Here is a 14,690-nt window from a genome sequence, read left to right as displayed (position 1 = left end):
CCCGGCACGGGGAGGATTTGCTTGGCCCTCCCAACCCACTACAGCGCCGCCCATGGCCGAAACCGTCGCCCCCGCCGCCCCCGCCACCGCCCGCGCCGAACTCGCGGCGACGCTGCGGCTCGCGGCGCCGCTGGTGGGCGCGAACCTGCTCCAGATGGCGGTCTATGCGGTGGACGTGGTGTTCGTCGCCCGCCTCGGCACCGTCGAACTCGCCGCCGCGACCCTGGGCGTCTATGCCTACAGCGTCATCCTCTTCGCGCTTTCCGGCCTTGTCGGGGCAGCCGCCCCGATCATCGCCGCCGAACTGGGCAAGCGCGCGCATGCGGTGCGCGAGGTGCGGCGCTCGTTCCGCATGGCCCTGTGGATCGCGGTGATCGGCAGCCTGCCGTTCATGGCGCTGCTGGCACATGGGGAAAGCCTGCTGCTCGCGACCGGACAGGATGCGACCGTCGCCGCGCGCGCCGATGCGTTCCTCGACATCCTGCTGTGGGCGATGATCCCGGCGGTCGCGGGCGCGGTGATGCGCATCACCGCCTCGGCATTGGGGCGGCCCGGCTGGGCGATGGCGATCACCGCGCTGGGGCTGGGCGTCTCGATCCTCGCCAACTGGCTGCTGGTGTTCGGCAACCTCGGCTTCCCCGCGCTGGGCCTCGAAGGCTCGGCGATCGCCAGCGTGACCACCGCCACCGCGATGGGCGTCGCCTATGCCGCGGTGCTGCTCGCCGATCGACGGCTCCGGCGCTTCCGCCTGTTCGGGCGCTGGTGGCGCCCCGAATGGAGCCGGTTGCGCCAGATCGCGGTGCTCGGCCTGCCGATCGCGGCGACGATGACGTTCGAGGGCGCGCTGTTCTCCGCCGCCGGCTTCCTGATGGGACGCATCGGCGTGACCGAGGTCGCGGCGCATGCCATCGCGCTCCAGATCGCGGCCTTCCTGTTCCAGGTGCCCTTCGGCATCGCGCAGGCGGCGACGATCCGCGTGGGGCTGGCCTATGGCGCGGGCGACCGGACGTGGATCGCACGCGCGGGCTGGTCGGCGCTGGCGGTCGGCACCGGCTTCATGGGGTTCACCGCCCTGCTGCTCTGGGCGTTCCCGCGCGCGTTCCTGTCGGTCTATGTCGATGTCGACGCGCCCGCCAACGCCGCGATGATCGCGCTGGCGCTGCAATATCTGGTCATCGCCGCCCTGTTCCAGCTGGCCGACGGCGCACAGGCGGTGGCGGCGGGCGTGCTGCGCGGGGTGCAGGATACGCGGGTGCCGATGGTCATCGCGCTGGTCGGCTACTGGCTGATCGGCTTCGCGACCTCGGTGGCGCTGGGATTCTGGACGCCGCTGGCGGGCGTGGGGGTGTGGATCGGCCTGTTGCTCGGGCTGCTGGCGGTGGCGCTGCTGCTCGTCGATCGCTGGCGGCGGCGCGAGGCGCTGGGGCTGGTGCGGCCCGTCTGACCTTCAGCACGCGCTACCCGCAAAATTGTTCCCGGGGCGGTTGACGGGCGATGCACGGCTGCACATATCCCGGCCGCTGGCACTCCCCATGGGCGAGTGCCAAACCATGTTTCACATGCCGAAAGGGAACCCTCGCATGAACTTCCGTCCGCTGCACGACCGCGTGCTCGTCCGCCGCGTCGAGGCCGAGGAAAAGACGCTCGGCGGGATCATCATCCCCGACACCGCCAAGGAAAAGCCGCAGGAAGGCGAAGTCGTCGCCGCCGGTGCCGGTGCCAGGAACGACAAGGGCGAAGTCTCGCCGCTCGACGTCAAGGCCGGCGACCGCATCCTGTTCGGCAAGTGGTCGGGCACCGAGGTGAAGGTGAACGGCGAAGACCTGCTCATCATGAAGGAAAGCGACATTCTGGGGATCGTCGGCTGAGCCGACACGCCTTCCACTAGTGTCAATTTTGTCAATTTTCAGATTTGAAAGGGTAGCCACATGGCAGCCAAGGACGTGAAATTCGGTCGTGACGCCCGCGAGCGCATCCTGCGCGGCGTCGACATCCTCGCCGACGCGGTGAAGGTGACGCTGGGGCCGAAGGGCCGCAACGTCGTCATCGACAAGTCGTTCGGCGCGCCCCGCATCACCAAGGACGGTGTGTCGGTCGCCAAGGAAATCGAACTGAAGGACAAGTTCGAGAACATGGGCGCGCAGATGGTGCGCGAAGTGGCGTCGAAGACCAACGACATCGCGGGCGACGGCACCACCACCGCCACCGTGCTGGCGCAGGCGATCGTGCGCGAAGGCATGAAGTCGGTCGCCGCGGGCATGAACCCGATGGACCTGAAGCGCGGCATCGACATCGCCGTCGCCAAGGTGGTCGAGGACGTGAAGGGCCGTTCCAAGCCGGTGTCGGGTTCGTCCGAAGTCGCGCAGGTCGGCATCATCTCGGCCAACGGCGACCGTGAAGTCGGCGAGAAGATCGCCGAGGCTATGGAAAAGGTCGGCAAGGAAGGCGTCATCACCGTCGAGGAGGCCAAGGGCCTCGAATTCGAGCTGGACGTCGTCGAAGGCATGCAGTTCGACCGCGGCTATCTGTCGCCGTACTTCATCACCAACCCGGAAAAGATGCAGGTCGAACTGAACGACCCCTACATCCTGATCCACGAGAAGAAGCTGTCGTCGCTCCAGGCGATGCTGCCGATCCTCGAGGCGGTGGTGCAGTCGGGCCGTCCGCTGCTGATCATCGCCGAGGACATCGAGGGCGAGGCGCTGGCCACGCTGGTGGTCAACAAGCTGCGCGGCGGCCTGAAGGTCGCGGCGGTCAAGGCGCCGGGCTTCGGCGATCGTCGCAAGGCGATGCTGGAAGACATCGCGATCCTGACCAAGGGCGAAGTCATCAGCGAAGACCTCGGCATCAAGCTCGAGTCGGTGACGCTCGGCATGCTCGGCACCGCCAAGCGCGTGACGATCGACAAGGACAACACCACCATCGTCGACGGTGCGGGTGAAGCCGATGCGATCAAGGGCCGCACCGATGCGATCCGCCAGCAGATCGAAGTCACCTCGTCGGACTATGACCGCGAAAAGCTGCAGGAGCGTCTGGCGAAGCTCGCCGGTGGCGTCGCGGTCATCAAGGTCGGCGGTGCGACCGAGGTCGAGGTGAAGGAGCGCAAGGACCGCGTCGACGACGCGCTGCATGCGACCCGCGCGGCCGTGGAAGAAGGCATCGTCCCCGGCGGCGGCACCGCGCTGCTGTACGCGACCAAGGCGCTCGACGGCGTGACCGGCGCGAACGACGACCAGACGCGCGGCGTCGACATCGTCCGCAAGTCGCTGACCGCGCTGGTGCGTCAGATCGCGCAGAACGCGGGCCATGACGGCGCGGTCGTCTCGGGCAAGCTGCTCGACCAGGCCGACACCTCGTTCGGCTTCAACGCCGCGACCGACCAGTATGAGAATCTGGTTGCCGCGGGCGTGATCGACCCGACCAAGGTGGTGCGCACCGCGCTCCAGAACGCGGCGTCGGTCGCGGGTCTACTGATCACGACCGAAGCCACCGTCTCGGAACTGCCCGAGGACAAGGCGTCCCCGATGCCCGCCGGCGGCGGCATGGGCGGCATGGGCGGCATGGACTTCTGATTTTCGACCGGGGCAGCGTTCGCTGCCCCGGACAGAAAATCGGAACGGCCGGCGGGTCGGCGGCACCGCCACCGACCCGACCGACGGGCACCGGCTTCGCCGGTGCCGGACCCGGACCGAACACAAGAAAGGCCGGGAGGGGGATGCCCTTCCCGGCCTTTTCCATGCGCAAGATCAAATGCCAAAACCGACTGACGCTCGGCTTGCGTCACGATAGTATCGACCGATGCCGACAGCCACGACTCTCCCGAAACATCGGTATGCCACGCAGATACTGGCGACCGCGCTATCGACAGCCACGCTCACCTATCTCGCGGTCGTGCTCCACCTTCGGCCGGGTATCTGGAACATCTTGTGGATGTTCGGCCCCGCCCTGCTGATCGCCCTGTCGTGCAATCGTTCCGGTGCAGCGCTCGTCATGACCTGCATATTGCTGCCAACGTCCTGGATCGTCGTTTCGATCGTCGGCGGCGCGATGGGCGGTATCTGACTACCCCGCCGGCTTCCACACCTGCGTCTGGCAGAAGAACGCGATGCACCCCTGCACCTTGAGCGTCCCGTCGGCTTCGCGCGACACGATCGACTTGTAGGTCTTGCCGTTGCGGGGGTCGTAGATCCGCCCGCGCCAGTCCTTGCCCGCGTCGGTGAAGCCGGTGAGGATCGGCATCCCCAGGATAGGGCGCGAGCGCAGCGCGGGGTCGCCGTTGTTCACGTCGGTCCTCGCCGCATTCGGCGCGGCCTTGAGGATACGCACCAGCCGACCGCACACGGTCGCACCGCAGCGGCCGATCTCGATCACGCCCGATCCGTCCGCGGTGACATAGCGCCCGGCGATCGGCGTCGCCGCCACCGCGGGAAGCGCGCCGAGCAGCGCCGCGGCAGCGAGCAGCGCCCTCATTTGAAGTTGTCGGCGTAGGCCTGAAGCTTCAGCTTGCGCTCCGGCGCGGGCACGACGTGATAGTCGATGCCCTCGCGCCTGGCATAGTCGGTCGCGGCGTCGAGGGTGGGGAACTTCAGCTTCACCTGATCGCGCGTGTCGCCCGATCCGGCCCAGCCGGTCAGCGGATCGGCCTCCTTCGGCTCGGTCGGCTCGAACTCGAGCATCCACAACTGCGTCTTGGCGCGGCCGGACTGCATCGCGTTCTTGGGATATTGATAGATGCGGGCGTTGGGCATGAAGCGAACCTTGGATGTCGAAGCGATTGCCGCCTGCATAGCAAAGCACGGGCGTCATGCCAGCAGGAGTCGCAGGGTACCCCGGTGCAAAATGCCCGCCGCAGGGGATCGAATTGCGCCGCGAACCGTCCTGCCATTCGATCCGGCAGTCCATCTGCACGCAATACCGCCGTTCCCGCCGCTTATTGCTGTTGCGACTGGTTATCATTAATGGTCGCTTTCCTCTTGTTTGTGTGCGCGAAAAGGCATAAAGCCCCCGGCGTCGCGGCAGGACCGCGCACCTGACTGCACGGAGAGAGAATCTTGGCTCGCAAGAAGATCGCGCTGATCGGCGCCGGCAACATCGGCGGCACGCTCGCCCATCTCGCGGCCCTCAAGGGGCTGGGCGACATCGTCCTGTTCGACGTCGTGGAAGGCGTGCCCCAGGGCAAGGCGCTCGACCTGTCGCAGTGCGGCCCCGTCGAGGGCTTCGACGCGACGATCACCGGCAGCAACGACTATGCCGATATCGCAGGCGCGGACGTCATCATCGTCACCGCCGGTGTCGCGCGCAAGCCGGGCATGAGCCGCGACGACCTGCTCGGCATCAACCTGAAGGTCATGAAGGCCGTCGGCGAAGGCATCAAGGCTAACGCCCCCGACGCCTTCGTCATCTGCATCACCAACCCGCTCGACGCGATGGTATGGGCGCTGCGCGAGTTCAGCGGCCTGCCGCACAACAAGGTCGTCGGCATGGCGGGCGTGCTCGACAGCGCGCGCTTCTCGCACTTCCTCGCGGACGAGTTCGGCGTCTCGGTGAAGGACGTGAACACCTTCGTGCTCGGCGGCCACGGCGATACGATGGTGCCGGTCCTCGAATATTCGACGGTCAGCGGCATCCCGGTCAGCGACCTGATCGAGATGGGCTTCTCGACCAGGGAAAAGGTCGACGAGATCGTGAAGCGCACCCGCGGCGGCGGCGGCGAGATCGTCGCGCTGCTCAAGACCGGCTCGGCGTACTACGCGCCCGCGACCAGCGGCATCGCGATGGCCGAGGCGTATCTCTACGACCAGAAGCGCATCCTGCCCGCCGCGGCGCACCTGTCGGGCGAATACGGCATCGACGACCTGTATGTCGGCGTGCCGGTGGTGATCGGCGCGGGCGGCGTCGAGAAGGTCGTCGAGGTCAAGCTGTCGGACGAGGCCAAGGGCAACCTCCAGGTGTCGGTCGACGCGGTCAAGGAACTGCTCGTCGCCTGCAAGGGGATCGACGGCAGCCTCGCGTAACAGTTGATGCCGTACCCCCGCGGAGGCGGGGGTCCAGGGTAACGGCGCGCGGCGTCTGCGGCTCTGGATCCCCGCCTGCGCGGGGATACGACAGGAGCGACGGATGAAGGCCGGATATGTCTACATCGTCGCCAGCCGCCGTAACGGAACGATATACACAGGTTCGACCAGTAATCTGATCCAGCGTATTCATCAGCACCGCAACCGAACCATCGAAGGATTTACCCGCGAACACGATTGTACGCTTCTGGTCTGGTACGAATGCCATGACGATCTGCAGGAGGCCCGCCTTCGTGAACGCCGGATCAAGAAATGGAACCGCGACTGGAAGTTGCGGCTGATCGAAGAAACCAATCCCGGCTGGAACGACCTGTTCGCCCGGCTGACCTGATTTTGGCTCCGCCAGACGGAGTAGCAAGGGAACCGAAGATGAGCATCCTCGTCAACAAGAACACCAAGGTCATCACCCAGGGCATGACCGGCGAAACCGGCAGCTTCCATACCAAGGCGGCGCTGGACTATGGCACGCAGATGGTCGGCGGCGTGACGCCGGGCAAGGGCGGGACCGAGCATCTGGGCCTGCCAGTGTTCAACACCGTCGCCGAAGCCAAGAGCAAGACCGGTGCCGACGCCTCGGTCATCTATGTGCCGCCGCCCTTCGCCGCCGATTCGATCCTCGAGGCGATCGATGCCGAGATTCCGCTGATCGTCGCGATCACCGAAGGCATTCCGGTACTCGACATGGTCAAGGTGAAGCGCGCGCTGTCGGGCTCCAAGTCGCGGCTGATCGGCCCGAACTGCCCCGGCGTGCTGACGCCGGGCGAATGCAAGATCGGCATCATGCCGGGCAGCATCTTCAAGCAGGGCAGCGTCGGCGTCGTCTCGCGCTCGGGCACGCTCACCTATGAGGCGGTGTTCCAGACCTCGAACGCAGGGCTGGGCCAGACCACCGCGGTCGGCATCGGCGGCGATCCGGTCAACGGCACCAACTTCATCGACGTGCTCGAGCTGTTCCTCGCGGACGAGGCCACCCAGTCGATCATCATGATCGGCGAGATCGGCGGCGACGCCGAGGAGCAGGCCGCGCAGTTCCTGATCGACGAGGCGAAGCGCGGGCGCAAGAAGCCGATGGCGGGCTTCATCGCGGGCCGCACCGCGCCTCCGGGCCGTCGCATGGGCCATGCCGGTGCGATCGTGTCGGGCGGCAAGGGCGACGCCGAGAGCAAGATCGCGGCGATGGAAGCGGCGGGCATCAAGGTTGCCGCCTCGCCCAGCGAACTCGGCTCGACCCTGCTCGAAGTGCTGAACGGCTAAACTCTACCCGCCCCGCGCCGGTATGATGCGCGGGGCACCTGCCCGGTTCGACCGGGCAAAAGCGGACGGGAAACGACCATGGGCTACGAAGGCCAGGATTTCGACATCGCCGCCGGCGTCAGCCCGGCATTCGTGGAAACGCTCTATGGTCGCTACCGCGAGGACCCCTCCTCGGTCGATGCGGGCTGGCGCCACTGGTTCGAGGGGCTGGAGGGCGCGACGCAGCAGCCGAGCTGGACGAACAAGCGCTGGCCGCTGACCGACACCGATGCGCTCACCGCCGCGCTCGACCCGACGCAGATGGAACCGGCGCCCAGGCCCGCCAAGGGCGGCGGCAAGCCCGCGGCGGCGGCGGCTCCGGCAGCACCCAAGGTCGATATCGCCAAGGCGGCCGCGCAAGCGATCCGCGCGCAGTTGCTGATCCGCACCTATCGCGTGCGCGGGCACCTTGCCGCCAATCTCGATCCGCTGGGTCTCGCCCGGCGTGACCTGCCCGAGGACCTGCGCACCGAATATCACGGCTTCTCGGATGCCGAGATCGATACGCCGGTGTACCTCGGCGGCACGCTCGGCCTCGAATGGGCGACCGTGCGCGAGATCGTCGACATCCTGCGCGCCAACTACTGCGGCAACGTCGGCCTCGAGTACATGCACATCGCGGACGTGGAGGAGCGCAAGTTCCTGCAGGACCGGATGGAGGGCCGCGACAAGGCGATCCAGTTCACGCCCGACGGCAAGAAGGCGATCCTGAGCAAGGTCATCGAGGCCGAGCAGTGGGAGAAGTTCCTCGGCCGCAAGTACGTCGGCACGAAGCGCTTCGGCCTCGACGGCGGTGAATCGATGATCCCGGCGCTCGAAGCGGTCATCAAATACGGCGGCCAGATGGGCGTGCGCGAGATCGTGTACGGCATGGCGCACCGCGGTCGCCTGAACGTGCTGACCAACGTGATGGCCAAGCCGTTCCGCGTGCTGTTCCATGAATTCGCGGGCGGCAGCGCCAACCCCGACGACATCGGCGGTTCGGGCGACGTGAAGTACCACCTTGGTACCTCGACCGACCGCAGCTTCGACGACGTGTCGGTGCACATGTCGCTGGTCGCCAACCCCAGCCACCTCGAGGCGGTGAACCCGGTGGTGCTGGGCAAGGTGCGCGCGCAGCAGACCTTCCGCAGCGACCTCGAGACGCACGAACAGGTGCTGCCGGTGCTGATCCACGGCGACGCCGCGTTCGCGGGGCAGGGGATCGTATGGGAGTGCCTCGGCTTCTCCGGCATCCGCGGCTATAACACCGGCGGCTGCGTCCACTTCATCATCAACAACCAGGTCGGCTTCACCACCAGCCCGCAGTTCGCGCGCTCGTCGCCCTATCCGTCGGACGTGGCGAAGGGCGTGCAGGCGCCGATCTTCCACGTCAACGGCGACGATCCCGAGGCCGTGACCTTCGCCACCAAGATGGCGATCGAGTTCCGCCAGAAGTTCCACCGCGACGTGGTGGTCGACATGTGGTGCTATCGCCGCTTCGGCCATAACGAGGGCGACGAGCCGGGCTTCACCCAGCCGCTGATGTACGCCAAGATCAAGGGCCATCCCGGCGTCAGCGAGATCTACGGCAAGCGGCTTGCGCAAGAAGGCGTGATCGACGACGGCTTCGTCGCCGCCAAGACGAACGAGTTCACCCAGCATCTGGAGAGCGAGTTCGATGCGGCCAAGAGCTACAAGCCCAACCGGGCCGACTGGTTCGCCGGGCGCTGGTCGGGGCTGCATGCGCCGATGGACCCGGAAGGCTCGCGCCGCTCGGTCGAGACCGGCATCGCGCCCAAGCTCTTCGAATCGCTCGGCCGCACGCTGACCACGGTTCCCGAAGGCATCCAGATCCACAAGACGCTGTCGCGCGTGCTCGACGCCAAGCGGGCGATGTTCGCCAGCGGCGAAGGCATCGACTGGGCGACCGGCGAGGCGCTGGCGTTCGGCTCGCTGCTGTCCGAAGGGTTCGGGGTGCGCCTGTCGGGACAGGATTCGGGCCGCGGCACCTTCTCGCAGCGGCATGCGGTGTGGGTCGACCAGACCGACGAGCACAAATACGTGCCCTTGAAGACGATCGAGCACGGCAACTTCGAGGTGCTCGACAGCCCGCTGTCCGAATATGGCGTGCTCGGCTTCGAGTACGGCTATGCGCTGGCGGACCCCAAGGCGCTGGTGATCTGGGAGGCGCAGTTCGGCGATTTCGCCAACGGCGCGCAGATCATGATCGACCAGTTCATCGCCGCGGGCGAGGCCAAGTGGCTGCGCGCCAACGGCCTCGTGATGATGCTGCCGCACGGCTATGAGGGCCAGGGACCGGAGCACAGCTCGGCGCGTCTCGAACGCTTCCTCCAGCTGTGCGCGGGCGACAATATGCAGGTGGCGAACGTCACCTCGCCTGCCAACCTGTTCCACCTGCTGCGTCGCCAGATGCACCGCAACTTCCGCAAGCCCCTGGTCATCATGACGCCCAAGTCGCTGCTGCGGCACAAGCTGGCCACGTCCAGGGCGGAGGAGTTCCTCGGCACCACCCACTTCAAGCGGCTGCTGTCCGATCCGTCGGCCCCGGCGGACCAGGATACGACGCGCCTCGTGCTGTGTTCGGGCAAGGTCGCGTTCGACCTGATCGAGGCACGTGACGCGGCGGGCGACACCACGACCCAGATCGTGCGCGTCGAGCAGATCTATCCCTTCCCGACCGACGCGCTGGTCGAACGGCTGAAGCGGCTGCCGAACCTGACCGACGTGGTGTGGGCGCAGGAGGAGCCGAAGAACAACGGTTCGTGGTTCCTCGTCGAACCCGCGATCGAGGAAGCGCTGGCCGAGGCCGGGGCGCCGGTCGCGCGTGCCCGCTATGCGGGCCGGGCGGCGGCGGCATCGCCCGCCACCGGACTGATGAAGCGCCACCAGGCCGAGCAGGGTGCGCTGGTCGCCGATGCGCTCGGCCATAACGTCCGCGACGAAATCCGCCGCACCCGCCAGTCCGAGGGCGATCGCGCCACCGGCAAGGCCGCATCCTAACCGTGTTATTGCCCCCACGGGGGAGATGAGGAAAATCCGATGGCAACCGAAGTTCTGGTCCCCACGCTGGGCGAATCGATCACCGAAGCGACGCTCGGCGAATGGCTGAAGAAGCCCGGCGAGGCGGTCGCAGCCGACGAGCCGATCGCCAGCCTCGAAACCGACAAGGTGTCGGTCGAAGTGCCCGCCCCGGTCGCGGGCGTGATGGGCGCGCATGCGGTGCAGCCGGGCGACACCGTGTCGGTCGGCGCGATGATCGCGACGATCGAGAGCGGCGACGGTGCCGCCGCCGCCCCCAAGGCCGAAGCGCCGAAGGCGGACGCCGCACCGGCTCCGGCCCCCGCCGCCGCCCCGGCCCTGGCGCAACAGGCTCCGGCAGGTGGCGAGAGCGTCGATGCCGCCGCGCTGTCGCCGTCGGTGCGCCGCGCGATCCTCGAGCACGGCGTCGATCCTGCCAAGGTCAAGGGCACCGGCCGCGACGGGCGCATCACCAAGGAAGACGTGATCGCCGCCGCCGGTGACAAGTCGGCCGCCGCCGCGCCTGCCGCCGCCGCCCCGGCGGCCGCCCCCGCCGCCAGCGCCGCCCCGGCCCGCGCCGAGGAACGGGTCAAGATGACCCGCCTGCGCCAGACGATCGCCCGTCGCCTCAAGGAAGCGCAGGATACCGCCGCGCTGCTCACCACCTTCAACGACGTGGACATGACGGCGGTGATCGAGGCGCGCGCCAAGTACAAGGACCTGTTCGAGAAGAAGCACGGCGTACGGCTGGGCTTCATGGGCTTCTTCGTGAAGGCCGCGACGATGGCCCTGAAGGACATTCCGGCGGTCAACGCGCAGATCCAGGGCGACGAGATCGTCTATCACGACTATGCCGACATCTCGGTCGCGGTCAGCGCGCCGCAGGGTCTGGTCGTGCCGGTGATCCGCGATGCCGACAAGATGTCGGTCGCGCAGGTCGAGAAGACCATCGGCGACTTCGGCAAGCGCGCGAAGGACGGCACGCTGAAGATAGACGAGATGAAGGGCGGCACCTTCACCATCTCGAACGGCGGCGTGTTCGGCTCGCTGATGTCGACCCCGATCGTCAACCCGCCGCAGTCGGCGGTGCTGGGCCTGCACCGCATCGAGGAACGCCCCGTCGTCCGCAACGGACAGGTCGTGGTGCGTCCGATGATGTACCTTGCGCTCAGCTACGACCACCGGCTGATCGACGGTCGCGAGGCGGTGACCTTCCTCGTCGCGCTGAAGAACGCGATCGAGGACCCGACGCGCCTGCTGATCGACCTGTAAGGAACGGCGGGCACCGATGGGCATGGTGATCTATCTGCGGCGGGCCGGCGATGCCGACCTCGACCGGCTGATCGCCGACCCGTCGGTGTTCGAGGATTTCCTGTTCGAGGAGGGGGTCGAGAATCTCGACTTCCTCGACCTCGGCGAGGCATGGCATGCGCTCCATTACCTGCTGACCGGATCGGCGGAGGATGTGGGACATCCGCTCGGGATCATCATCGCCGCGCTGCCCGAACTGGGGGCCGACGAGCATGGCGAGGGCGGCATCGGCCTGATCGCGCCCGATCGGATGCTGGCTTTCGCCGATGCGCTCGACGCGCAGGACGATGCGGCGCTGGCTCGCCGGTTCGCGCCGAAGGCGATGGCGAAGGCCGATGTCTACCAGGCGGACGCCCTCCGGGGTGCCGACGCGCTCGATTATGTGATGCAGGGGGTTCCGGCCCTCCGACAATTTGCGGCACAATGCCGCCGTACCGGCGACGGCGCGATCCGCGTGATCGCCCACAACGACTAGGACGGGATGAAGACGATGGCTGATTATGATTTCGACGTTCTGGTGATCGGTGCCGGTCCCGGCGGCTATGTCGCGGCGATCCGTGCGGCGCAGCTGGGCCTGAAGGTGGCCTGTGCCGAGGGGCGCGAGACGCTGGGCGGCACCTGCCTGAACGTCGGGTGCATCCCGTCCAAGGCGCTGCTGCACGCCTCCGAAATCTATGAGGAAGCCGCCCACGGCGCGCTCGCCAAGTTCGGCATCGAGCTGGACGGGGCGCGCCTCAATCTCGAGCAGATGCATGCCGAGAAGAAGAAGGCGGTCGGCGAGCTGACCGGCGGCATCGAATATCTGTTCAAGAAGAACAAGGTCGAATGGCTCAAGGGCTATGCCGCGTTCGAGAACGACCATTCGGTGAAGGTCGGCGAGCGCACCGTCACCGCGCGCGACATCGTGATCGCGACCGGCTCGTCGGTGATGCCGCTGCCGGGCGTGCAGGTGGACAATGACGCGGCGGTGATCGTCGATTCGACCGGCGCGCTGGCGCTGCCCAAGGTGCCCGAGCATCTGGTGGTGATCGGCGGCGGCGTGATCGGCCTCGAACTCGGCAGCGTGTGGCGTCGCCTGGGCGCCAAGGTCACGGTGGTCGAATATGCCGACCAGATCCTGCCGGGCTTCGACGGCGAGGTCCGCAAGGAATCGGCCAAGCTGTTCAAGAAGCAGGGCATGGACCTCAAGACCTCGACCAAGGTGACCGGTGCGAGCGTCGACGGCGGCACCGCTACCCTCACGATCGAACCGGCGGCGGGTGGTGAGGCGACCACGATCACGGCGGACGCGGTGCTGGTGTCGATCGGCCGTCGCGCGAATACCGAGGGGCTGGCGCTCGACAAGGCAGGCCTCGGCGTCAACCAGCGCGGGCAGGTGGACATCGACGACGAGTTCCGCACCAGCGTCGACGGCATCTGGGCGATCGGCGACGTGGTGCACGGGCCGATGCTCGCGCACAAGGCCGAGGACGAAGGCGTCGCGGTGGCCGAGTTCATCGCCGGGCAGACCGGCATCGTGAACCATGCCGTGATCCCCAGCGTCGTCTACACCATGCCCGAGATCGCGGGCGTCGGCCTGACCGAAGAGGCAGCCAGGGAAGCGGGCGAGGTGAAGGTCGGCAAGTTCCCCTTCGCCGCCAACAGCCGCGCCAAGACCAATCGCGACACCGATGGCTTCGTGAAGGTCATCGCCGATGCCAGGACCGACCGGGTGGTGGGCGTATGGATCGTCTCGTCGCTCGCCGGCACGATGATCGCGCAGGCGGCGCAGGCGATGGAATTCGGCGCTACCAGCGAGGACATCGCCTATACCTGCCACGCGCACCCGACCCATGCCGAGGCGCTGAAGGAAGCGGCGATGGCGGTGCAGGGCAAGCCGATCCACATCTGACGCGCGGCCGTCGGTCGAACAACGGCGGGGCGGGGTACGGCGACGTATCCTGCCCCGCTTGCGTTGCAGGAGCCGTCCCGTCGGTCCCGAGCGACGTCGCGGGACGTGCCGCGGGCGCTCCCCACCATGCCTCGACTGCGCTCGACACGAACGGGAAAGGGCTTGGTCCATCCCATCGTACCAGGCGCCGGCAGAAGAACGGCCCGCACCACCCCTGAGGACGGTACGGGCCGCTCGATAACGGTCCGGCAGGCGGGTCGTCACGCCGCGGGCGGCACGACCTCTTCCTCGGTGCGCGCCACGCGGCGGCGGCGGCGCGGTGCTTCGGCGACATCCCCCGCCGACAGCGCGGGCGGCAGGCGATCGGCCTCGATCGACGGTGCGGCTTCGGGCGCGGCGGCGGGTGCCGCCTCGACGCGCGCACGCGGGGTACGGCGGCGGGTCGGCTTGGCCTCGACCGGTTCGGCGGCGACGGGTTCGGGCGTCACCTGCTCCTGCGTGCCGATCTCGCCCTCCACCGCGCGGACTTCGCCGACGCTGGGCGCGTTGCGCGGCGTGTCGCGGCGCGGACGGTCGCGCTGCGGGCGATCCTCGCGGGCGGCACGTTCCTCGCGAGGGGCACGCTCGTCGCGCTGGGCGCGCGGCTGACGCTCTTCACGCGGGCCACGGTCGTCGCGCTGGCGGTCGTCGCGGTTGCCGCGCTCCTGCGGCTGGGCGTCGCCGCCCTCGCCGTCGAACTCATATTCCTCGTCGTCGGCACCGTCGAAGTCGTCGCGCACGCGGCGCTGCTGTTCCTCGACCCGCGACCGGCCCGCCTCGAGCACGCGGAAATAATGGTCGGCGAACTGGAGATAATATTCGGTGTTCACCCGGTCGCCCGCACGCTGCGCGTCGGCGGCAAGGTTCTTGTACTTCTCGAGCAGCTGCGCGGCGTTGCCGCGGGCGCGATTGTCGATGCGATTGCCGTTGTCGCGCGGATTGCCGCCGCCGCTTCCCGGCTGACGCTGGCCACCGCGACCGCGACGGCGGCCGGCCTGACGATTGTTCATCAAGGGTTGGTTGTCCTGTCCTTACCTGTCCGTCGATCTCGCGATCCCGGA

General features: G+C 67.7%; 14 protein-coding genes. 11 read left to right on the top strand and 3 right to left on the bottom strand.

Annotated elements, in window-relative coordinates:
• The first annotated feature begins 52 nt into the window (after window positions 1-52).
• From ABLE43_RS09315 to ABLE43_RS09300, 4 genes are all read left to right on the top strand, one after another.
• Window positions 53-1,444, top strand: a complete 1,392-nt coding sequence (locus tag ABLE43_RS09315; RefSeq protein ID WP_348978216.1) for an MATE family efflux transporter — start codon at window positions 53-55, stop codon at window positions 1,442-1,444.
• Window positions 1,445-1,580: 136 nt separating this feature from the next.
• Entirely contained in the window at window positions 1,581-1,868 is a 288-nt protein-coding gene (gene groES / locus ABLE43_RS09310; RefSeq protein ID WP_348978215.1) for a co-chaperone GroES, read from the top strand.
• A 60-nt stretch (window positions 1,869-1,928) separates the two neighbouring features.
• Window positions 1,929-3,572, top strand: coding sequence for a chaperonin GroEL (groL, locus tag ABLE43_RS09305; RefSeq protein WP_348978214.1), 1,644 nt, complete (start codon window positions 1,929-1,931; stop codon window positions 3,570-3,572).
• Between the two features lie 226 nt (window positions 3,573-3,798).
• On the top strand, window positions 3,799-4,062 hold the full coding sequence (locus ABLE43_RS09300) for a hypothetical protein (protein WP_348978213.1): 264 nt from the start codon (window positions 3,799-3,801) through the stop codon (window positions 4,060-4,062).
• Here ABLE43_RS09300 and ABLE43_RS09295 read toward each other — a convergent pair whose 3' ends face one another.
• Both ABLE43_RS09295 and ABLE43_RS09290 read right to left on the bottom strand, forming a co-directional pair.
• A complete protein-coding gene (locus ABLE43_RS09295) occupies window positions 4,063-4,470 on the bottom strand; it encodes a DUF2147 domain-containing protein (protein ID WP_348978212.1) in 408 nt (135 codons plus the stop codon). It abuts the gene before it with no gap.
• Window positions 4,467-4,748, bottom strand: coding sequence for an ETC complex I subunit (locus tag ABLE43_RS09290; protein ID WP_348978211.1), 282 nt, complete (start codon window positions 4,746-4,748; stop codon window positions 4,467-4,469). The genes ABLE43_RS09295 and ABLE43_RS09290 overlap by 4 nt, the downstream gene beginning before the upstream one ends.
• Window positions 4,749-5,051: 303 nt before the next feature.
• Between ABLE43_RS09290 and mdh the strand changes: the two genes are divergently transcribed.
• The 7 genes from mdh (at window position 5,052) to lpdA (ending at window position 13,590) form a co-directional block, all read left to right on the top strand.
• Window positions 5,052-6,014 (top strand): malate dehydrogenase, encoded by a 963-nt coding sequence (mdh, locus tag ABLE43_RS09285; RefSeq protein WP_348978210.1) that lies wholly within the window; start codon window positions 5,052-5,054, stop codon window positions 6,012-6,014.
• Between the two features lie 103 nt (window positions 6,015-6,117).
• Window positions 6,118-6,405 (top strand): GIY-YIG nuclease family protein, encoded by a 288-nt coding sequence (locus ABLE43_RS09280; RefSeq protein ID WP_348978209.1) that lies wholly within the window; start codon window positions 6,118-6,120, stop codon window positions 6,403-6,405.
• 38 nt (window positions 6,406-6,443) lie between these two features.
• Complete coding sequence (gene sucD, locus ABLE43_RS09275) at window positions 6,444-7,328, top strand: succinate--CoA ligase subunit alpha (RefSeq protein WP_348978208.1); 885 nt, start codon at window positions 6,444-6,446, stop codon at window positions 7,326-7,328.
• 78 nt (window positions 7,329-7,406) lie between these two features.
• Window positions 7,407-10,370 (top strand): 2-oxoglutarate dehydrogenase E1 component, encoded by a 2,964-nt coding sequence (locus tag ABLE43_RS09270; protein ID WP_348978207.1) that lies wholly within the window; start codon window positions 7,407-7,409, stop codon window positions 10,368-10,370.
• Window positions 10,371-10,409: 39 nt separating this feature from the next.
• Window positions 10,410-11,660, top strand: a complete 1,251-nt coding sequence (gene odhB / locus ABLE43_RS09265) for a 2-oxoglutarate dehydrogenase complex dihydrolipoyllysine-residue succinyltransferase (RefSeq protein WP_348978206.1) — start codon at window positions 10,410-10,412, stop codon at window positions 11,658-11,660.
• A 16-nt stretch (window positions 11,661-11,676) separates the two neighbouring features.
• Window positions 11,677-12,174 (top strand): DUF1877 family protein, encoded by a 498-nt coding sequence (locus tag ABLE43_RS09260; protein ID WP_348978205.1) that lies wholly within the window; start codon window positions 11,677-11,679, stop codon window positions 12,172-12,174.
• A gap of 15 nt (window positions 12,175-12,189) precedes the next feature.
• Window positions 12,190-13,590 carry a dihydrolipoyl dehydrogenase gene (gene lpdA / locus ABLE43_RS09255; protein ID WP_348978204.1) on the top strand — a complete coding sequence of 467 codons (1,401 nt, stop codon included), beginning with the start codon at window positions 12,190-12,192 and terminating at the stop codon, window positions 13,588-13,590.
• A 260-nt stretch (window positions 13,591-13,850) separates the two neighbouring features.
• On the opposite strand, the gene ABLE43_RS09250 is transcribed toward lpdA, so the two are convergent.
• The gene (locus tag ABLE43_RS09250; protein WP_348978203.1) at window positions 13,851-14,642 is read right to left on the bottom strand and encodes a DUF4167 domain-containing protein; all 792 of its coding nucleotides are present in this window, start codon (window positions 14,640-14,642) and stop codon (window positions 13,851-13,853) included.
• Between the last annotated feature and the right edge of the window lie 48 nt (window positions 14,643-14,690).

This window comes from Sphingomonas silueang (assembly GCF_040049155.1).
GTDB lineage: Bacteria > Pseudomonadota > Alphaproteobacteria > Sphingomonadales > Sphingomonadaceae > Sphingomonas > Sphingomonas silueang.
Note: the sequence above shows the minus strand (reverse complement) of the source record. Positions and strands in the feature narration are given on the sequence as shown.